Source organism: Vibrio sp. Isolate32 (assembly GCF_022397955.1).
Lineage (GTDB): Bacteria > Pseudomonadota > Gammaproteobacteria > Enterobacterales > Vibrionaceae > Vibrio.
This window is the reverse complement of the sequence record NZ_JAKEUQ010000033.1, coordinates 1-16368: the sequence shown is the minus strand read 5'-3', so window position 1 is coordinate 16368 and position 16368 is coordinate 1. Positions and strand designations below refer to the sequence as shown.

At 44.3% G+C, this 16368-nt stretch carries 13 protein-coding genes; 5 read left to right on the top strand and 8 right to left on the bottom strand.

From position 1 onward, the window contains the following. Nucleotides 1-152 precede the first annotated feature (152 nt). Complete coding sequence (locus L1D11_RS19385; protein ID WP_239862690.1) at nt 153-1061, bottom strand: DUF3943 domain-containing protein; 909 nt, start codon at nt 1059-1061, stop codon at nt 153-155. Nucleotides 1062-1271: 210 nt separating this feature from the next. Here L1D11_RS19385 and L1D11_RS19380 point away from each other — a divergent pair, with 210 nt between their 5' ends. Further along, nucleotides 1272-2510: a CinA family nicotinamide mononucleotide deamidase-related protein gene (locus L1D11_RS19380; RefSeq protein WP_239862689.1), complete on the top strand. Its 1239-nt coding sequence runs from the start codon at nt 1272-1274 to the stop codon at nt 2508-2510. 147 nt (nt 2511-2657) lie between these two features. Here the strand turns inward: L1D11_RS19380 and L1D11_RS19375 are convergent, their stop codons facing one another. From L1D11_RS19375 to L1D11_RS19365, 3 genes are read right to left on the bottom strand one after another with little or no spacing between them, the layout of a single operon-like run. Then, a complete protein-coding gene (locus L1D11_RS19375) occupies nt 2658-3503 on the bottom strand; it encodes a DmsC/YnfH family molybdoenzyme membrane anchor subunit (RefSeq protein WP_239862687.1) in 846 nt (281 codons plus the stop codon). Between the two features lies 1 nt (nt 3504). After that, nucleotides 3505-4125 carry a DMSO/selenate family reductase complex B subunit gene (locus L1D11_RS19370; RefSeq protein ID WP_004733360.1) on the bottom strand — a complete coding sequence of 207 codons (621 nt, stop codon included), beginning with the start codon at nt 4123-4125 and terminating at the stop codon, nt 3505-3507. An 11-nt stretch (nt 4126-4136) separates the two neighbouring features. Further along, on the bottom strand, nt 4137-6575 hold the full coding sequence (locus L1D11_RS19365) for a DmsA/YnfE/YnfF family dimethyl sulfoxide reductase (RefSeq protein ID WP_076654837.1): 2439 nt from the start codon (nt 6573-6575) through the stop codon (nt 4137-4139). Between the two features lie 199 nt (nt 6576-6774). Between L1D11_RS19365 and L1D11_RS19360 the strand changes: the two genes are divergently transcribed. Further along, nucleotides 6775-7341 carry a molecular chaperone TorD family protein gene (locus L1D11_RS19360; protein WP_239834371.1) on the top strand — a complete coding sequence of 189 codons (567 nt, stop codon included), beginning with the start codon at nt 6775-6777 and terminating at the stop codon, nt 7339-7341. Then, nucleotides 7341-7856: a ferredoxin-type protein NapF gene (gene napF, locus L1D11_RS19355; protein WP_239834370.1), complete on the top strand. Its 516-nt coding sequence runs from the start codon at nt 7341-7343 to the stop codon at nt 7854-7856. Before L1D11_RS19360 ends, napF begins: the two co-directional genes overlap by 1 nt. Nucleotides 7857-8029: 173 nt before the next feature. Here napF and yfaE read toward each other — a convergent pair whose 3' ends face one another. The 4 genes from yfaE to ubiG form a co-directional block, all read right to left on the bottom strand. Next, the gene (yfaE, locus tag L1D11_RS19350; RefSeq protein WP_048659582.1) at nt 8030-8308 is read right to left on the bottom strand and encodes a class I ribonucleotide reductase maintenance protein YfaE; all 279 of its coding nucleotides are present in this window, start codon (nt 8306-8308) and stop codon (nt 8030-8032) included. Then, nucleotides 8308-9441: a class Ia ribonucleoside-diphosphate reductase subunit beta gene (nrdB, locus tag L1D11_RS19345; RefSeq protein WP_239834369.1), complete on the bottom strand. Its 1134-nt coding sequence runs from the start codon at nt 9439-9441 to the stop codon at nt 8308-8310. The genes yfaE and nrdB overlap by 1 nt, the downstream gene beginning before the upstream one ends. A 102-nt stretch (nt 9442-9543) precedes the next feature. After that, the gene (nrdA, locus tag L1D11_RS19340; protein WP_239834368.1) at nt 9544-11826 is read right to left on the bottom strand and encodes a class 1a ribonucleoside-diphosphate reductase subunit alpha; all 2283 of its coding nucleotides are present in this window, start codon (nt 11824-11826) and stop codon (nt 9544-9546) included. A 496-nt stretch (nt 11827-12322) separates the two neighbouring features. Further along, the gene (ubiG, locus tag L1D11_RS19335; protein WP_239834367.1) at nt 12323-13066 is read right to left on the bottom strand and encodes a bifunctional 2-polyprenyl-6-hydroxyphenol methylase/3-demethylubiquinol 3-O-methyltransferase UbiG; all 744 of its coding nucleotides are present in this window, start codon (nt 13064-13066) and stop codon (nt 12323-12325) included. 258 nt (nt 13067-13324) lie between these two features. On the opposite strand from ubiG, the gene gyrA reads away from it, so the two are divergent. Then, nucleotides 13325-15967: a DNA topoisomerase (ATP-hydrolyzing) subunit A gene (gene gyrA, locus L1D11_RS19330; protein ID WP_239834366.1), complete on the top strand. Its 2643-nt coding sequence runs from the start codon at nt 13325-13327 to the stop codon at nt 15965-15967. A 158-nt stretch (nt 15968-16125) separates the two neighbouring features. After that, a partial coding sequence (locus tag L1D11_RS19325; protein ID WP_345779311.1) for a transposase family protein occupies nt 16126-16368 on the top strand: 243 nt, incomplete at its 3' end.

Below are 16368 nucleotides of genomic sequence, written 5' to 3'. Positions count from 1 at the left end.
GGAGTTTACATCGAACAATGTTTGACCTGGGTCAATTTTTGAAACTAAGTTTCGAGACAAAAACGGAGAATGAAGAGTATGGCACAAAAAGCGGCCCTAAAGCCGTTAGTTAGAATAGTTTTGTTTTTATCGAAAGTAATAAAGTACCTGAATTAGAACGTTACTTTGAGGTTCATACCAACAAACTGAGAATCGTATGGTGCGCCAGCATCGTAAGCGAATTTAGCGGCATCTTGGTTACCCCACCAAGGGTTAGTGTTCAGGTTAACTTCTGCGTCACCACCCCATGCATCGCTAACCCAGTAGTGGATATGACCAACAGGGTTAAGGAAAAATAGAGAAACGTCACCCATGGTTTGAGAACCCATCACTTCACCACCTGAGGCAATGATGTCTTGCTCGGTTTCTAGCATTATTTCACCCACAACCGCACCGAAGAAAGGTGTGATGAAAAGGTCTTGCCATGAAGGAACTTCAGCAAATGCTTCTACACCGTATTCCCAGAAGAAGGTCGACATCGTCCAAGAGTACATGAAAGATTCAAACTCGTTGTAACCTGCGTGACGTGCAGCTGTGTAGTAAACACCACCAAAATATGGGTGCATCACGTAGTTTAGGAAGTGTTCGTCACGGTCCCACGTTGGGCCTGCTGAGACATTATCTTTCCACTTTTGACCTAATTTACTTAGGTCGCGTTGGTCATCGTCCCACTTGGTGATACTTTCTGGTAAGAAGGTCATTAAACCCACTGTCGCTACACTTAAGCCAAGAATGGTGTAGGTTTGGCCCATTAAGTAATCCCAATCTTTCTCTTCACTCACCAAAAGATGCTTTGGCTGTTGGATTGAGAAGTCATACTCATTATTCGATTCGCTCAGGGCGTAATTGGTACTAGGCTTGTAGGTGTACAAGCTGCCATTAAAACAGTAATCTTGAGCACATTCATCCGAGTAAGAAAGGTTGATTGGCTGGTCGAAGTCGTATTGGCTTGCAACCGAGTTAACTGACATTAGCATTGAAAATGCAGCAGTAACCTTTGCTAGTAACGGTGATTTGGCCACAAGGGTCTCCATGAGAAAGATTCGAATTGATCAGGGTCACAATTATCTATTAAATGCCTGATTTAGGGAACTAATAATTTATCGCTTTTCCTAAGAAAACCTTAGATTTAACATTATTAATATTTGTTAAAAATCAAAATAACTCAAACTCAAACTCAAACCAGTTTGTAGATAATGCAGCGTCTTTTTATGACTACAAGGGATAGAAACATGACGAAAATCGCAATGTTAAGCACAGGTGAAGAAGTTCTTCACGGAGACATTGTAGACACGAACGCGGCTTGGATGTCAGCTGAGTTTTACCAACATGGTTTTGCTTTAGCTAAACGCTCCACGGTTGGTGACCAAATGAATGCCTTAGTCGAAGAGTTGTTGATGCTGAGCTTTAACTACGATGTGGTTATCGTGAATGGTGGATTAGGCCCGACTACCGATGATATGAGCGCGGCGGCTGCAGCGGCGGCGTCAGAGCAGAAACTAGTCATGTTTCCTGAATGGCTAAAACATATGGAAGAGATGTTTTCTGGACGTGGCATGCCGATGCCAGACAGCAACCTAAAGCAAGCTTTGCTGCCAGCGAGCTCGGAAATTGTCGATAACCCGGTCGGCACGGCATGTGGCTTTAAGCTGAAGATTAACGATGCGACTTTCTACTTCACGCCGGGCGTACCGAGTGAGTTTAAGCGCATGGTGAGCTTTGAAATCATCCCTGACCTTGCTCGCACTTATCCTCAAGTTGTCGCATCCGAATGCAGCCGTTTGTTTACCTTTGGTTTATCCGAGTCTGGTATTTCTGACGTGTTAGACCAATTGAAACTGCCGGAAGGTTATGAACTGGGCTACCGCTCTTACCTGCCGTTTATTGAAGTGAAACTGTTTGGGCCTAAGTCGGATTTAGAAACTCGCGTTAAGCTACTACAAATGGTGTACAAGCTGTTGGAGAGTAACGTTGTCAGTGTTGATGAGCCTATGATCGACCATATCGGTCATATTATGGCGGAAAGAAAGAAAACCTTGTCGGTATCGGAAGTATCTACCAAAGGTGCCCTTTCGGCTTGGCTACAATCGAATGAACAAGTTGAAGATTGCTTTGGTCACTCTTGGGTAATGGCGGAGCCAAAAGAGAGCGAGCTTGAAAAGAACGACCCACTAGCCGCAACGTTTGCTCTGGCTGGCGCGACAAGAGAAAAGTGCGGCACCGAGTTGGCCTTAGTCACGGGTAAGTTAGAGGGCAATACCTTTAGTGTTGCTTTATCGAGCGAAGCGGGTGAGTGGGGACAAGTGCTGGAGTTTTACCGCCAATACAAGCGCGAAGATGCACGCACCATCATTAAAACGGTCGCTGCAGACATGCTAAGAAGACATCTAGACAATAAACCTATGTTTGGTGATTACTCGTCAGTAAAACACGTGAAGGATATGTTTATCCCTTCAGCGATCATCAAGTAAGTCGCTTTTGTCGCTAACCAAGTTCTCTTGAGCCAAGACCTCTTGAACTAAGGTTAAGACCGAGCAAATAAAAAGGCCCAACATCTAAATAGGTGTTGGGCCTTTAGTTTATCTAGCCTTCTAGATAACCAAATAACGAGTCTGTGATTACAAACCGCTTGTCATATGTAGGCTGTAGAACAAACCACGGCCGATTAACTCTGACGCTAAGAACAGTACCAATGCTAGGCCTAGATTTACTGGATTCACTTTTGCTTTGTTGAGCATAGGTAGAATCCAAATCAATAAGCTTGCCATTAGCAATGCAACTTGAAGAATCACATAGCTGCCTAAACCATCAACCAACTCTGAAGCTTTTGCTACTGACGTTTGGATGTCACCAATTAGGTTCAGTTTACCGACTGTCACAAGCAAACTGATCGCAACCGCAATTACAGCCAGCATGGTGATGTTACGGTCAACCGTAAAGCGACTGTCGTTAGCAAATACAATCACGAACTGAGACAGCAGCAAGCCACCCACAACCATCGTCATGACGAAGCTCAGTGGGGTGTAGATGTTGTCCCATGTAGGTACGGTGTTGATCATGTATACGTTGATCATCGCGTACATGAAGATGACACCCAGCACCATAGCGCCAACCATCAGTGCTTTCTGGATAGCCATACCACCTTTCTTAACCACAGACAGTAACCATTGAAGACCACCTACTGCGAAGAATGCCGCACCGAAAAATACTTCGTTAGACAGCCAAGCTGAGCCTAGTTGGTTAAAAGCGTTAAACGCGCGTAGTGGAGAGCCAAGGTGTGTTGTCGAGAACATGAAGCCAAGCCCCATCAGTGCCCATAGAATGAACATTGGAACTTTGTAGCTGTTTAGTTTCTCTTCGTCATGACTAAGTACCAGTGCACGTGCGCCAATAAGCAGGTAGCCACCGACAGCCGTTTGAGCTAATACCGTAAAGAAGATCAAAGACCACTCATGAAAAATCATCTTACACCTCCTTAGGGTTTGCTAGGTGACCACTGGTATCGCCAGTTGGCTTCGCGTTTTTGTTCAGCTTGATCACGATGTTTGGCAGTGTTTCGGTTGAAGATGGCAGTGGCGCCACATCTGCACCAGAACCGTACTTCTCGCGAAGTGTATTGATTTCGCCAAACTCCAATGCACGAAGTGGGCAAGACTCAACACAGATAGGTTGTTTGCCTTCAGAAACACGTTGGTAGCAGCCATCGCATTTGGTCATGTGACCTTTCTTAGCATTGTATTGTGGTGCGCCGTAAGGGCACGCATTGCTACAGTGCTGACAGCCGATACACACACTTTCATCAACCACAACCAAGCCGTCTTCATCACGTTTGTGCATTGCGCCCGAAGGACACACTTTCACACACGCAGGGTTAGTACAGTGATTACAAGCGATAGACAGGTAGTAAGAAAAAACATCTTTCTGAACCCAGGTATCGCCATCTTGAGTGAAGCCACCACCTGCGTATTCGTATACGCGACGGTAGTTCGTTTTGATGTCTAGATCGTTATAATCTTTACAAGCAAGCTGACAGGTTTTACAACCCGTGCATTTACTTGAATCAATGTAAAAGCCGTATTGTTTCATTCCAACCTACCTTATGCTTTCTTAAGCGCTTTGATTTGAACTAGGTTTGTATGCTGAGGGTTACCCTTAGCAAGTGGGCTCGGGCGCTGAGTGGTCAGCACGTTGATAGAGCCTGCATGGTCGATCTTCTGACCATCGGGTGCGTACCATGCACCTTCGCCTAGTGCGACAACTCGAGGAAGAATCCTTGGTGTCACTTTCGCTGGAATATGTACTTCGCCACGGTCGTTGAAAATACTCACCATGTCGCCGCTTTCAATACCACGTTCTTTCGCATCGATTGGGTTTATCCACAACTCTTGCGGTGCCGCAGCTTTGATCTCTGCAACGTTGCCGTAAGTTGAGTGCGTACGAGCCTTATAGTGGAAACCCGTTAGCTGAAGTGGGTACTTCTCTGCTAGTGGATCGTTATGACCTTCAAAAGAGTCCGCGTAAATCGGAAGTGGGTGAATCACTTCGTCTTCTTTCAGCTTCCAAGTTTTCGCGATATCAGCCAGTTGCTCTGAGTAGATCTCGATCTTGCCACTTGGTGTAGTCAGCGGATTCGCTTCAGGGTCTTTACGGAAATCTTCGTAAGCGATGTAGTGGTGGTCGTAGCTACGCTTGTAGATACCCAGCTCTTTCATCTCTTCGAAGGTTGGCAGTGTTGGATCGTTCTTACGAGTTTCCGCGTAAAGGTGCTCAATCCATTGCTCTTGAGTACGGCCTTCAGTGAACTCTTTTTCTACGCCCATGCGCTTAGCAAGCTGAGTACACATCTCGTAGATAGATTTTGCTTCAAACTGAGGCTCAATCGCTTTCTGCGCGTAGATGAAGTAAGGCATGTTCGATGCTTTACCATCCATACACCAGTCGTCTTGCTCAGACGTTGTTAAGTCTGGCAGGATGATATCGGCGTATTTCGCTGAAGAAGTCATATGGTTATCAACCACGACAATCATTTCACACGCACTTTCATCTTGAAGAATCGCGTGAGTTTTGTTGATGTCTGAGTGCTGGTTGATTATGCAGTTACCTGCGTAGTTCCAGATCATCTTGATTGGGTTCTTAAGGCGCTCTGCACCGCGAACACCGTCAGTGATGTCGGTCATTTCATGGTGACGGTAGATCGCGTCTGTCCACATGAACATTGAAATAGACGTTTCAACTGGGTTTGGCACAGTAGGGAAGCGAACAAACGGAATATTGATGTCGCTTTCACGAGCACCTGTTGAACCGCCTGATACACCCACAGAACCAGTGAGTAGCGACAGCATCGCGATTGCACGACAAGCTAGTTCACCGTTCGCAGTACGTTGTAGGCCCCAACCTTGGTGGATTGCACATGGTTTTGCTGTGCCCATTTCACGGCCAAGCTTAACGATAGTATCAACTGGAATACCTGTGATCTTAGAGGCCCACTCAGGTGTCTTCTCTACGCCATCTTCACCTAAACCTAAGATGTAAGATTTGTAGTCGCTGTTTTTAGGCGCTGATGCAGGCAGAGTCTTCTCGTCGTAACCTACGCAGTATTTGTCTAGGAACGGTTGGTCGACAAGGTCTTCAGTGATCATCACGTGTGCAAGACCTGCTACCAATGCAGCATCCGTAGAAGGACGAATTGGAATCCATTGATCTTCACGACCACCTGCAGTATCGGTGTAGCGAGGGTCGATGATGATCGTTCTTGCGTTCGATTTGTTTTTGCTTTCTACATAGTGGTGGATCAGACCGCCGCCAGACATACGAGTCTCAGCAGGGTTGTTACCAAATTGGATATTAAGCTTTGTGTTCTCTAGGTCAGAGAAAGAGTTGTTGTTCGCCCAACCACCGTAGGTGTAGCTCAAGCCTTTCGCGATTTGCGCTGTTGAGTAGTCACCGTAATGGTTTAGGTAACCACCACTTAGGTTCATTAGACGAGCAATTAGCGTTTGTGCTGGTGGCCAAGATTTAGTAACCGTACCGCCAAGTGTGCCTGTACCATAGTTTAGGTAGATAGTGTCGTTGCCGTAGTCTTTGATAAGGCGTTGCATAGTACCAGCGACTTCATCATAAGCCTCTTCCCAGCTAATGCGTTTAAATTTGCCTTCACCACGTTTACCAACACGTTTCATTGGGTATTTCAGGCGATCTGGGTTGTAAACACGGCGGCGCATAGAGCGACCACGTAGACACGCACGAACTTGGTGATGACCATATTCGTCAGTACCTGTGTTGTCTGTTTCTACGTATTTAATTTCACCGTTTTGTACATGCATACGTAAAGGGCAGCGAGAGCCACAGTTTACAGTACATGCACTCCATACGATTTTCTCATCCACATTCTCAGCAACTGCAGCCGCTACTGGTTTGGATTTGAAAGGTAAAGCGATACCGCCCGCGAGTGCGGCTGCACTACCTACCGCAGAAGAAGCTTTCATGAAGCCTCTTCGAGTAAGGTTCATTACCCCAGATTCTTTCTTATTCGTCATTCTAAGATGCCTATTGTTATTGATGTATAGCACTTTATAGGTAGTTTTGTTTTTGTCTTTTAATATTTAAATATTGATTGATAGGTATCAAATAAGTATGGAATTTAAATCTTATGAATTAAATGTATAAATTAGATCAAAGAATGGAATGGTTTAATTAATATAATTATCTTTAAAACCTATTACGGTATAAATAATAATGATTATCGATACGCACAAACTGTTGGGCTCGCTATTCTATCAAGCGATAAGTAAAGAGCAGTTAATCACCATTGTCGAAGCCTTGGTTGAGAGTGAAGTTCTCTCAGAAGAATGTCTGCTGGCTTTGAGAAGTGAGCCTGAAGGCGCCCTTTCTGCGGAGTTTAGCCGCTTGTTTGAAGGCGTTGGAGACATGCCAGCTCCACCTTGGGGATCAGTATACCTAGACAAAGACCGCGTTGTATTCGGTGCATCGACTGTGGAATATCGCCAATTCTTAGAATTGAATCAAATTGAGTTAGACACTGGATTAAGAGAGCCGGAAGATCAATTTGGTTTAATGCTATTTGCCCATGCGTACTTGTTAGAAAACAATAACATTAATTCATCTCGTGAATTACTTGAGTGTCACTTATTAACTTGGTCTTCTGTTTATTTAGAAAGATTAAATAAAACAGCAGAGTTATCTTTTTATAAGAAATTATCTAGCGATGTTATAGGTTGGCTTGAATTTCTAACATCTGAATATAATTTAAACGTTGCTACTAAAAAGTTATATATCGACTAATGTCTGAACAAATAAATTCAAATAGACGCGGTTTCTTAACTCGACTTTCTAAACCGGTTAAAGCAGCCGCGAATTATGAAGAGATATCACAGCGCTTGCATGCAAGGCCGCCAAGAGCGGTCGATGAGGTGCTGTTTGAGCGTCTTTGCGACGGTTGTGGGTTGTGTGAGCAAGCGTGTCCGAATAGCGTTATTGAGATGCTAGAGGGCAGTGCGCTGCTGAATTTGGATTACAACAGTTGTTCTATGTGTAACAAATGTACTGAAATGTGTCCGACTGGCGCGCTTCACCCAACGGTCACACCTTATATTGACTTGAAGCCTAGCTTTGCGGATAGCTGTAATAATTACATGCAAATGGATTGCTCAGCATGCCAAGCTGCGTGTTCAGTAGGGGCGATACACATCGAAGTAGGAGAGTTACCTACGGTAGACAAAGACAATTGTAACGGCTGTGGAGAGTGCCGAAGCGCTTGTTATATTGGCTCAGTGACCCTTAACCTGACTCAGCAATAAATGTTCGGCTTTGTTTAGGGTAAAACCAATAGAAAGGTTTTGGTTGAGTAGTAGGTGAGTCGCCTCAGAGGCCCAAAGACATAAATAGAAAAGGGTCCGCATTCCTAGAGGAAGCGGACCCTTTTTAATTCTTATTGACGATATTCGAACAAGATGACCTAAAGCCAGTTGGCTTATGCGCGTTTTTGCTTGCTTCTATGAATAACGTTACTCAGCGATAGCTCAGTCTTTGCTTTACAGATACAAGGCAATATTTCATTGCCTTGCGTGTAAGCCATAGCAAAACCAACGTATTCGACTTCACCAGAATCCAACGTGCAGCGGCAAGCGCCACAGTGGCCATCACGGCAGTTGTACTCTGGCTCTAATCCCGCTTGTTCCATTGTTTCCAACAGAGTGTTTGAAGGATTAGATTCAATTGAAGTCAGCTTGTTGATTTTGATTGTTGGCATTACAGCTCAAATCCTTCAAAGTCGTCCGCTTTTACTTCGTTGTCGATTTGGCCAACTAGGTAAGAACTGATTTCTGCTTCTTGTGGAGCAACTTGAACGTTATCTGAAGACAACCAAGCGTTGATCCATGGAATTGGGTTCGATGTTGCTTCTGGGTAAGCGGTCCCTAGACCAACAGCTTGCATACGAATGTTGGTAATGTACTCAACATATTGGCAAAGAATGTCTTTGTTCAGGCCAATCATAGAGCCATCTTTGAATAGGTATTCTGCCCACTCTTTTTCTTGCTCTGCTGCTTCTTTGAATAGGTCGAAACATTCCTGCTTGCACTCTTCTGCGATCTGCATGAATGCGAAATCATCTTGGCCATTACGTAGCAAGTTGATCATGTGCTGTGTACCAGTAAGGTGAAGTGCTTCATCACGCGCGATAAGCTTAATGATCTTCGCATTACCTTCCATTAGCTCACGTTCAGCGAATGCAAATGAACATGCGAAACTTACGTAGAAACGAATTGCTTCTAGTGCGTTTACAGACATTAGACATAAGTAAAGTTTCTTCTTCAGGTCGTGAAGTGAAATCTTAACGTCTTCGCCGTTGATGCTGTGATTGCCTTCGCCGTAACGGTGGTAATCAGCCGTTAGCTTGATTAAGTCATCGTAGTAAAACGCGATGTCTTTAGCACGCTTTAGAATCTCTTCATTTTCAACGATGTCGTCGAAAACTACGCCTGGATCATTCACGATGTTGCGGATGATGTGCGTGTAAGAACGAGAGTGAATCGTCTCCGAGAAAGACCAAGTCTCAATCCAAGTTTCCACTTCAGGTAGAGATACTAATGGAAGTAGGGCAACGTTAGGGCTGCGACCTTGGATAGAATCTAGAAGCGTTTGGTACTTCAAGTTAGAGATGAAGATGTGCTTTTCATGCTCAGGAAGCTTGTTGTAGTCGATACGATCGCTTGACACATCTACTTCTTCTGGGCGCCAGAAGAAAGAAAGCTGCTTCTCGATAAGCTTTTCGAAGATTTCGAATTTTTGTTGGTCGTAACGTGCAACGTTAACTGACTGACCCAAGAACATTGGTTCTTTTAGTTGGTCATTTTTATTCTGAGAAAAAGTACTGTAAGCCATAAATGCCTCAAATCCTTTAAAGACTCGTTGTAAAACGAACCCTGTTAATGCTTTAAACCCAGAGAAGATAACTTCTCTGGGGTCTTAATATTTTACTGCGGTTTAGATCTTACAACCGCCGCCTTCACAATCTTCTTCCGGCACTGTTACTGCGTCGCCTTGGTCGTCTTTAGCACCATCACGAGTGTTATGGTAGTAAAGCGTCTTAACACCGTACTTGTATGCAGTCAGTAGGTCTTGAAGCAGCTTCTTCATTGGTACTTTACCGCTATCGTAAACACTTGGATCATAGTTAGTGTTTGCAGAGATAGCTTGGTCAACGAATTTTTGCATGATACCCACTAGGTGTAAGTAACCATCGTTATTACCAATGTTCCAAAGCAGCTCGTAGTTCTCTTTAAGATTTAGGAAATCAGGAACAACTTGCTTCAAGATACCGTCTTTTGATGCTTTCACTGATACGTAACCACGTGGTGGTTCGATACCGTTAGTCGCGTTAGAGATTTGAGACGATGTCTCAGAAGGCATAAGTGCTGTTAGCGTAGAGTTACGCAGACCGTGCTCCATGATATCTTCACGTAGAGAATCCCAATCGTAGTGCAGTGGCTCTTCACATACTAAGTCGATATCTTTTTTGTAAGTATCGATTGGCAGTAGGCCTTTTGCGTAGTTGGTCTCGTGGAAAGATGGGCAACGGCCTTGCTCTTTCGCTAGTTCAACAGACGCTTTTAGCAAGTGGTACTGAATTGCTTCAAAAGTACGGTGAGTCAGGCCATTCGCGCTGCCATCAGAGTACTTAACACCGTTCTTCGCTAGGTAGTATGCGTAGTTGATTACACCCACACCTAAAGTACGACGGTTCATTGTCGACTTGTATGCAGCTGGAAGCGGGTAGTCTTGGTAATCAAGAAGCGCATCTAGAGCACGAACAACCAGCTCAGAAAGTTCAGCTAAGTCGTCTAGTTCCTTGATTGCGCCAAGGTTGAACGCTGAAAGTGTACATAGTGCGATTTCGCCTTCGTCATCTTCTACGTTAGAAAGTGGCTTAGTAGGAAGCGCGATTTCTAGACATAGGTTTGATTGACGAACAGGTGCTACTTCAGAATCAAACGGGCTGTGTGTATTACAGTGGTCAACGTTCTGAATGTAGATACGACCAGTAGAAGCACGCTCTTGCATTAGCAGAGAGAAAAGTTCAACGGCTTTAACCGTTTCACGCTTCACTGAAGGATCGTTTTCGTACTTAACGTACAGCGCTTCAAAACGGTCTTGGTTTTCGAAGAACGCATCGTAAAGGCCTGGTACGTCTGAAGGTGAGAACAGGCTAATGTTGCCACCTTGAACTAGGCGAGAGTACATAAGCTTGTTCAGCTGTACGCCGTAATCCATGTGACGAACACGGTTCTCTTCAACACCGCGGTTGTTTTTCAGTACTAATAGAGACTGAACTTCACCGTGCCATAGTGGGTAGAATACCGTTGCCGCACCACCACGAACACCACCTTGAGAACAACATTTTACCGCTGTTTGGAAGTATTTGTAGAAAGGGATACAGCCAGTGTGGAATGCTTCACCATTACGGATTTCAGAACCAAGTGCACGGATACGGCCTGCGTTGATACCAATACCAGCACGTTGAGATACGTAACGAACAATTGAGCTTGCTGTTGCGTTGATTGAATCAAGGCTGTCACCACACTCGATCAGTACACAAGAACTGAATTGACGAGTAGGCGTACGTACACCAGACATGATCGGTGTAGGTAGAGAAATTTTAAACGTAGACGATGCGTCGTAAAAACGTTTGATGTAGTCAAGACGAGTCGATTTCGGGTATTTAGCGAATAGACACGCAGCAACTAAAATGTAAAGGAACTGAGCACTCTCGTAGATTTCTTTTGTTACACGGTTTTGCACGAAGTATTTACCTTCAAGCTGTTTAACCGCTGCGTAAGAGAAGTCTAAGTCACGTTTGTGGTCGATGTACTCGTCAAGCTCTTCGAATTCAGCTTTCGTGTAGTCTTCCATAAGGTGGCTATCGTATTTACCCATATCAACCAGTTTTGCAACGTGGTCATACAGTGCTGGCGGCTCGTATTCGCCGTACGCTTTTTTACGTAGGTGGAATACTGCAAGGCGTGCTGCAAGATATTGATAATCTGGAGTCTCTTCAGAGATTAGATCCGCTGCTGACTTAATGATGGTCTCATGGATATCAGTCGTGGTAATGCCATCGTAAAACTGAATGTGAGCTTTCAATTCTACTTGCGATACAGAAACATTTTGCAAGCCTTCAGCTGCCCATGTGATCACGCGATGGATCTTTTCTAAATCGATCGTTTCTTTGCGCCCGTTACGCTTAGTAACAGTAAGTTGTTGGTTCATTCTGCTTAATTTCCCTAACAAAACTGAACAAGGCCGTTTTTGTGTCTCTTTTGTAAATTACGTTGCAGCCTTGTGAACTTGGTCTACCCATACATTGTAGTTGAAACACAACATATAGGGGTCATTTGTTTGTTGGGTTACAAGATAGTGCTACAACTGATATTTTTCAAGGTAAAGAAATTGGGTTGCTTGTGGATAAGTGGTGGATTGAAAAAAAACTGTAAGTGACCGCTAACTGATGAGGTTAGATGTTACTTGATTGTACAAAAGTCTGCTTTTAATGACGCTGTATTTTTGCTCGCCAATAAAAAAAATCCCTTGATCTTTGAGCAAAATGGGCGATGGATTTTGGGCGATTAAATTTAAATCTAGGTGGTCAAAATGGAAGCTGGCGCACTAAATTTAGACTGAAAAAAGTCGCAAACTTATGGTAGTTGCAACTCTTTTTATTAGTCTTTTTTTTTAAAAAATTTTGCGGTTGATTTACTGATATTCTCTAAGCGAAATTTTTAGTGTGAACTATGTAGTTAACATCAACGTTTTGCCCTAAACGGTAACTGTCTGTTAACGGATTATAGTGCAGACCAGTGATGCCTAATTCTTGAAGTGGGGTGTTGTCTATCATCTTGATAAGTTCAGCTGGGCGAATGAACTTGTCGTGCTCGTGTGTGCCTTCAGGAACAATTCTCAGTAGTTTCTCTGCGCCAACAATAGCGAATAAGTAAGATTTGAAATTGCGGTTTAACGTAGAGAAGAACACGTGTCCACCTGGTTTTACCAATTTTGAACACGCGGTAATCACAGATTGTGGGTCTGGAACGTGCTCCAGCATTTCCATACATGTCACCACATCGTAAGTCTGTGAATTTTGCTCTGCATGGTCTTCTATCGTACTCTGGATGTAATCGAGCTTGGTGCCTGTTTCCAATGCGTGAAGGCGTGCTACTTCTAGCGGCTCTTTACCCATATCTAGGCCAGTCACTATCGCACCTTCAACCGCCATGCTTTCCGCTAGAATGCCGCCGCCGCAGCCAACATCGAGGACTTTCTTGCCAAATAGGCCTTCAGCCTTCTCTAATACGTAATTTAGGCGCAGTGGGTTGATTTGATGTAGCGGCTTAAATTCGCCTTCTAGATCCCACCAGCGTGACGCCATGTCTTCGAATTTCTTGATTTCTGCGGGGTCTACGTTCTGTGATTTAGTCATAATCGGCATTTCCAAGTTAAATAATGCATCCATGAAATTGCAGGCATTATAACTTGCCTTTTCGCGCTGACCAGAAGATCTACAATTTTGCTAGTTTATTGGATGTAAAGTGACCATGTTTCAGCAAGATATGATGCGGAGGTGCAATTTCTCATCAATTGATTGGCTACAAGGGTCACAAGATGGTAAAAGGAGTGGGAAAGTGATGCCTCCGTAGGTAAATTTGTGTTATATTTTTCGGTCTTATACGTATTCAAAAATACGATCTGACTATAGAGGGAAAATGGCTCTATGAGCGATCTAGCGAAAGAGATCACGCCCGTAAATATTGAAGATGAGCTTAGAGGTTCATACCTAGACTACGCGATGTCCGTCATCGTTGGTCGTGCCCTTCCAGATGTGCGTGATGGCCTAAAACCAGTACACCGCCGCGTTTTGTTCGCGATGAATGTACTAGGTAATGATTGGAACAAACCATATAAAAAGTCTGCTCGTGTAGTAGGTGATGTAATCGGTAAATACCACCCGCATGGTGATAGTGCTGTATACGATACAATTGTTCGTATGGCTCAACCGTTCTCACTGCGTTACATGCTAGTTGATGGCCAAGGTAACTTTGGTTCTATCGATGGCGACTCCGCGGCTGCAATGCGTTATACCGAAGTTCGTATGGCGAAAATTGCTCACGAGCTCCTGGCTGACCTTGATAAGGAAACTGTGGATTACGTACCGAACTATGATGGTACAGAACAAATTCCAGCAGTACTTCCTACAAAAATTCCTAACCTATTGGTAAACGGTGCTTCTGGTATCGCAGTAGGTATGGCTACCAACATCCCACCACATAACCTTGGTGAAGTTGTTGATGGCTGTTTAGCATTTATCAATAATGAAGATATTACTATTGATGAGCTAATGGACTATATCCCTGGTCCTGACTTCCCAACAGCAGCACTTATCAGTGGTCGTAAAGGCATCGTAGATGCATACAAGACTGGCCGCGGTAAGGTTTACATGCGTTCAAAAGCGAATATCGAAGTAGAGAAGAATGGTAAAGAAACCATTATCGTTACTGAGATCCCTTACCAAGTAAACAAAGCTCGTTTGATCGAGAAGATTGCTGAACTGGTTAAAGATAAGAAAGTAGAAGGCATTAGTGCACTACGTGACGAGTCAGATAAAGACGGTATGCGTATTGTTATTGAATGTAAGCGTGATGCAGTAGGCGAAGTGGTTCTTAACAACCTATACGCTCAAACTCAACTGCAAACGACTTTCGGTATCAACATGGTTGCGTTGAACAACGGTCAACCACAGTTGTTCAACATCAAAGACATGCTTAAGTGCTTCGTAGACCACCGTCGCGAAGTTGTGACTCGTCGTACTATCTTCGAACTGAAGAAAGCGCGCGACCGTGCACACATCCTTGAAGCACTGTCTCTAGCACTTGCTAACATTGATGAAATCATTGAACTGATCAAGAGCGCGCCAACACCAGCTGAAGCTAAAGTTGGTTTAGTGTCTCGTGGTTGGGATCTTGGTAACGTTGCTTCAATGCTTGAGCGTGCAGGTACTGATGCGGCTCGTCCTGATTGGTTGGAAGACCAATACGGCATCCGCGATGGCCAATACTTCCTAACGGAAACACAAGCACAAGCTATTCTAGAACTTCGTCTTCACCGCCTAACTGGCCTTGAGCACGAGAAAATTCTAGACGAGTACAAAGCACTTCTAGAAGAAATCGCTGAGCTAATGCACATTCTTGCAAGCACTGAGCGTTTGATGGAAGTTATCCGTGAAGAGCTTGAAGCGGTACGTGAGATCTATGGCGACGAGCGTCGTACAGAAATTACAGCTGCAGTTCATGATATCGACATGGAAGAGCTGATAGCTCAAGAAGACGTTGTAGTAACGCTTTCTAACGCAGGTTACGTTAAGTACCAAATCCTAAGCGACTACGAAGCTCAGCGCCGTGGTGGTAAAGGTAAGAGTGCAACTAAGATGAAAGATGAGGATTACATTGAGCGTCTGCTTGTTGCTAATACTCATGATAACATCCTATGTTTCTCTACGCGTGGTAAGACATACCGTTTGAAAGTTTACCAACTACCATTAGCAAGTCGTACTGCTCGTGGTAAGCCTATCGTTAACATTCTTCCTCTAGAAGAAGGTGAGCGTATTACGGCTATTCTGCCTGTTTCTGAGTTCTCTAACGACAAGTTCATCTTTATGGCAACCGGTGACGGTACTGTTAAGAAGACATCTCTGGATCAATTCGCAAACGTACGTGCTAACGGTCTAATCGCGGTTAACCTACGTGAAGATGATTCATTGATTGGCGTTGACATCACTAACGGTGATAGCGACATCATGCTGTTCTCTAAATCGGGCAAAGTTGTTCGCTTTAATGAGGACAAAGTACGTGCAATGGGCCGTACTGCCTCTGGTGTTCGTGGTATGAGGCTGCCAGAATACGATCAAGTGGTATCACTGATTGTTCCTTCTAACGAAGGCGATATCCTAACTGTGACTCAAAATGGTTACGGTAAGCGTACTGAGCTAGCAGAATACCCAACGAAAGGCCGTGCAACGCAAGGTGTAGTATCTATCAAAGTCTCTGAACGTAACGGCCCAGTTGTTGGTGCAGTTCAAGTTGAAGAAGGCGATGAAATGATGATGATCACCGACGCAGGTACGCTAGTACGTACTCGCGTTGCGGAAGTGAGCCAAGTTGGTCGTAACACTCAAGGTGTAACACTGATTCGTACTTCTGACGACGAGAATGTTGTAGGTCTACAACGTATCGACGAAGTAGAAGAAGCAGAGGTGGTTGAAGGCGAAGCTGAAGTAGCAAACGCTGAAGCACCAGTGGCTTCTGAGTCAAGTGAAGAGCAAGCATCAGACGCTTCTGATAGCGAGCAAGACACAGAGTAATCTTTCACTTCTCTAAGACGTTGAGACAAAAAACCGAGCTATTGTGCTCGGTTTTTTTTGGTTCATCGCGGATTAGCGGGAACTAAAAACAAAAAAAAACGGTAGTAAGTGATATGGTTTAGTCGCCAAACAAAAATCATACACAAAYTACCGTTTCCATGCCGAATCATACTTTCCTATCTTCATTCTGGGAAGGCTTTAAAATAGTAAAGTCTCACCAGACAGCATCACTTATTACCCTGACTCTTAAACCTAACTCTGAGGCGAAATGCCCTTGTGGTCTTGAGGCCGAGGCTATCCATGAGTATCAATGGCGTCATGTAAAAGAGGCCATGTTGCTCGGTGTTCCTGTTGAGCTCTCGGTTCAAACACGAAGAATTAAGTGTCATGAATGCGGGCGG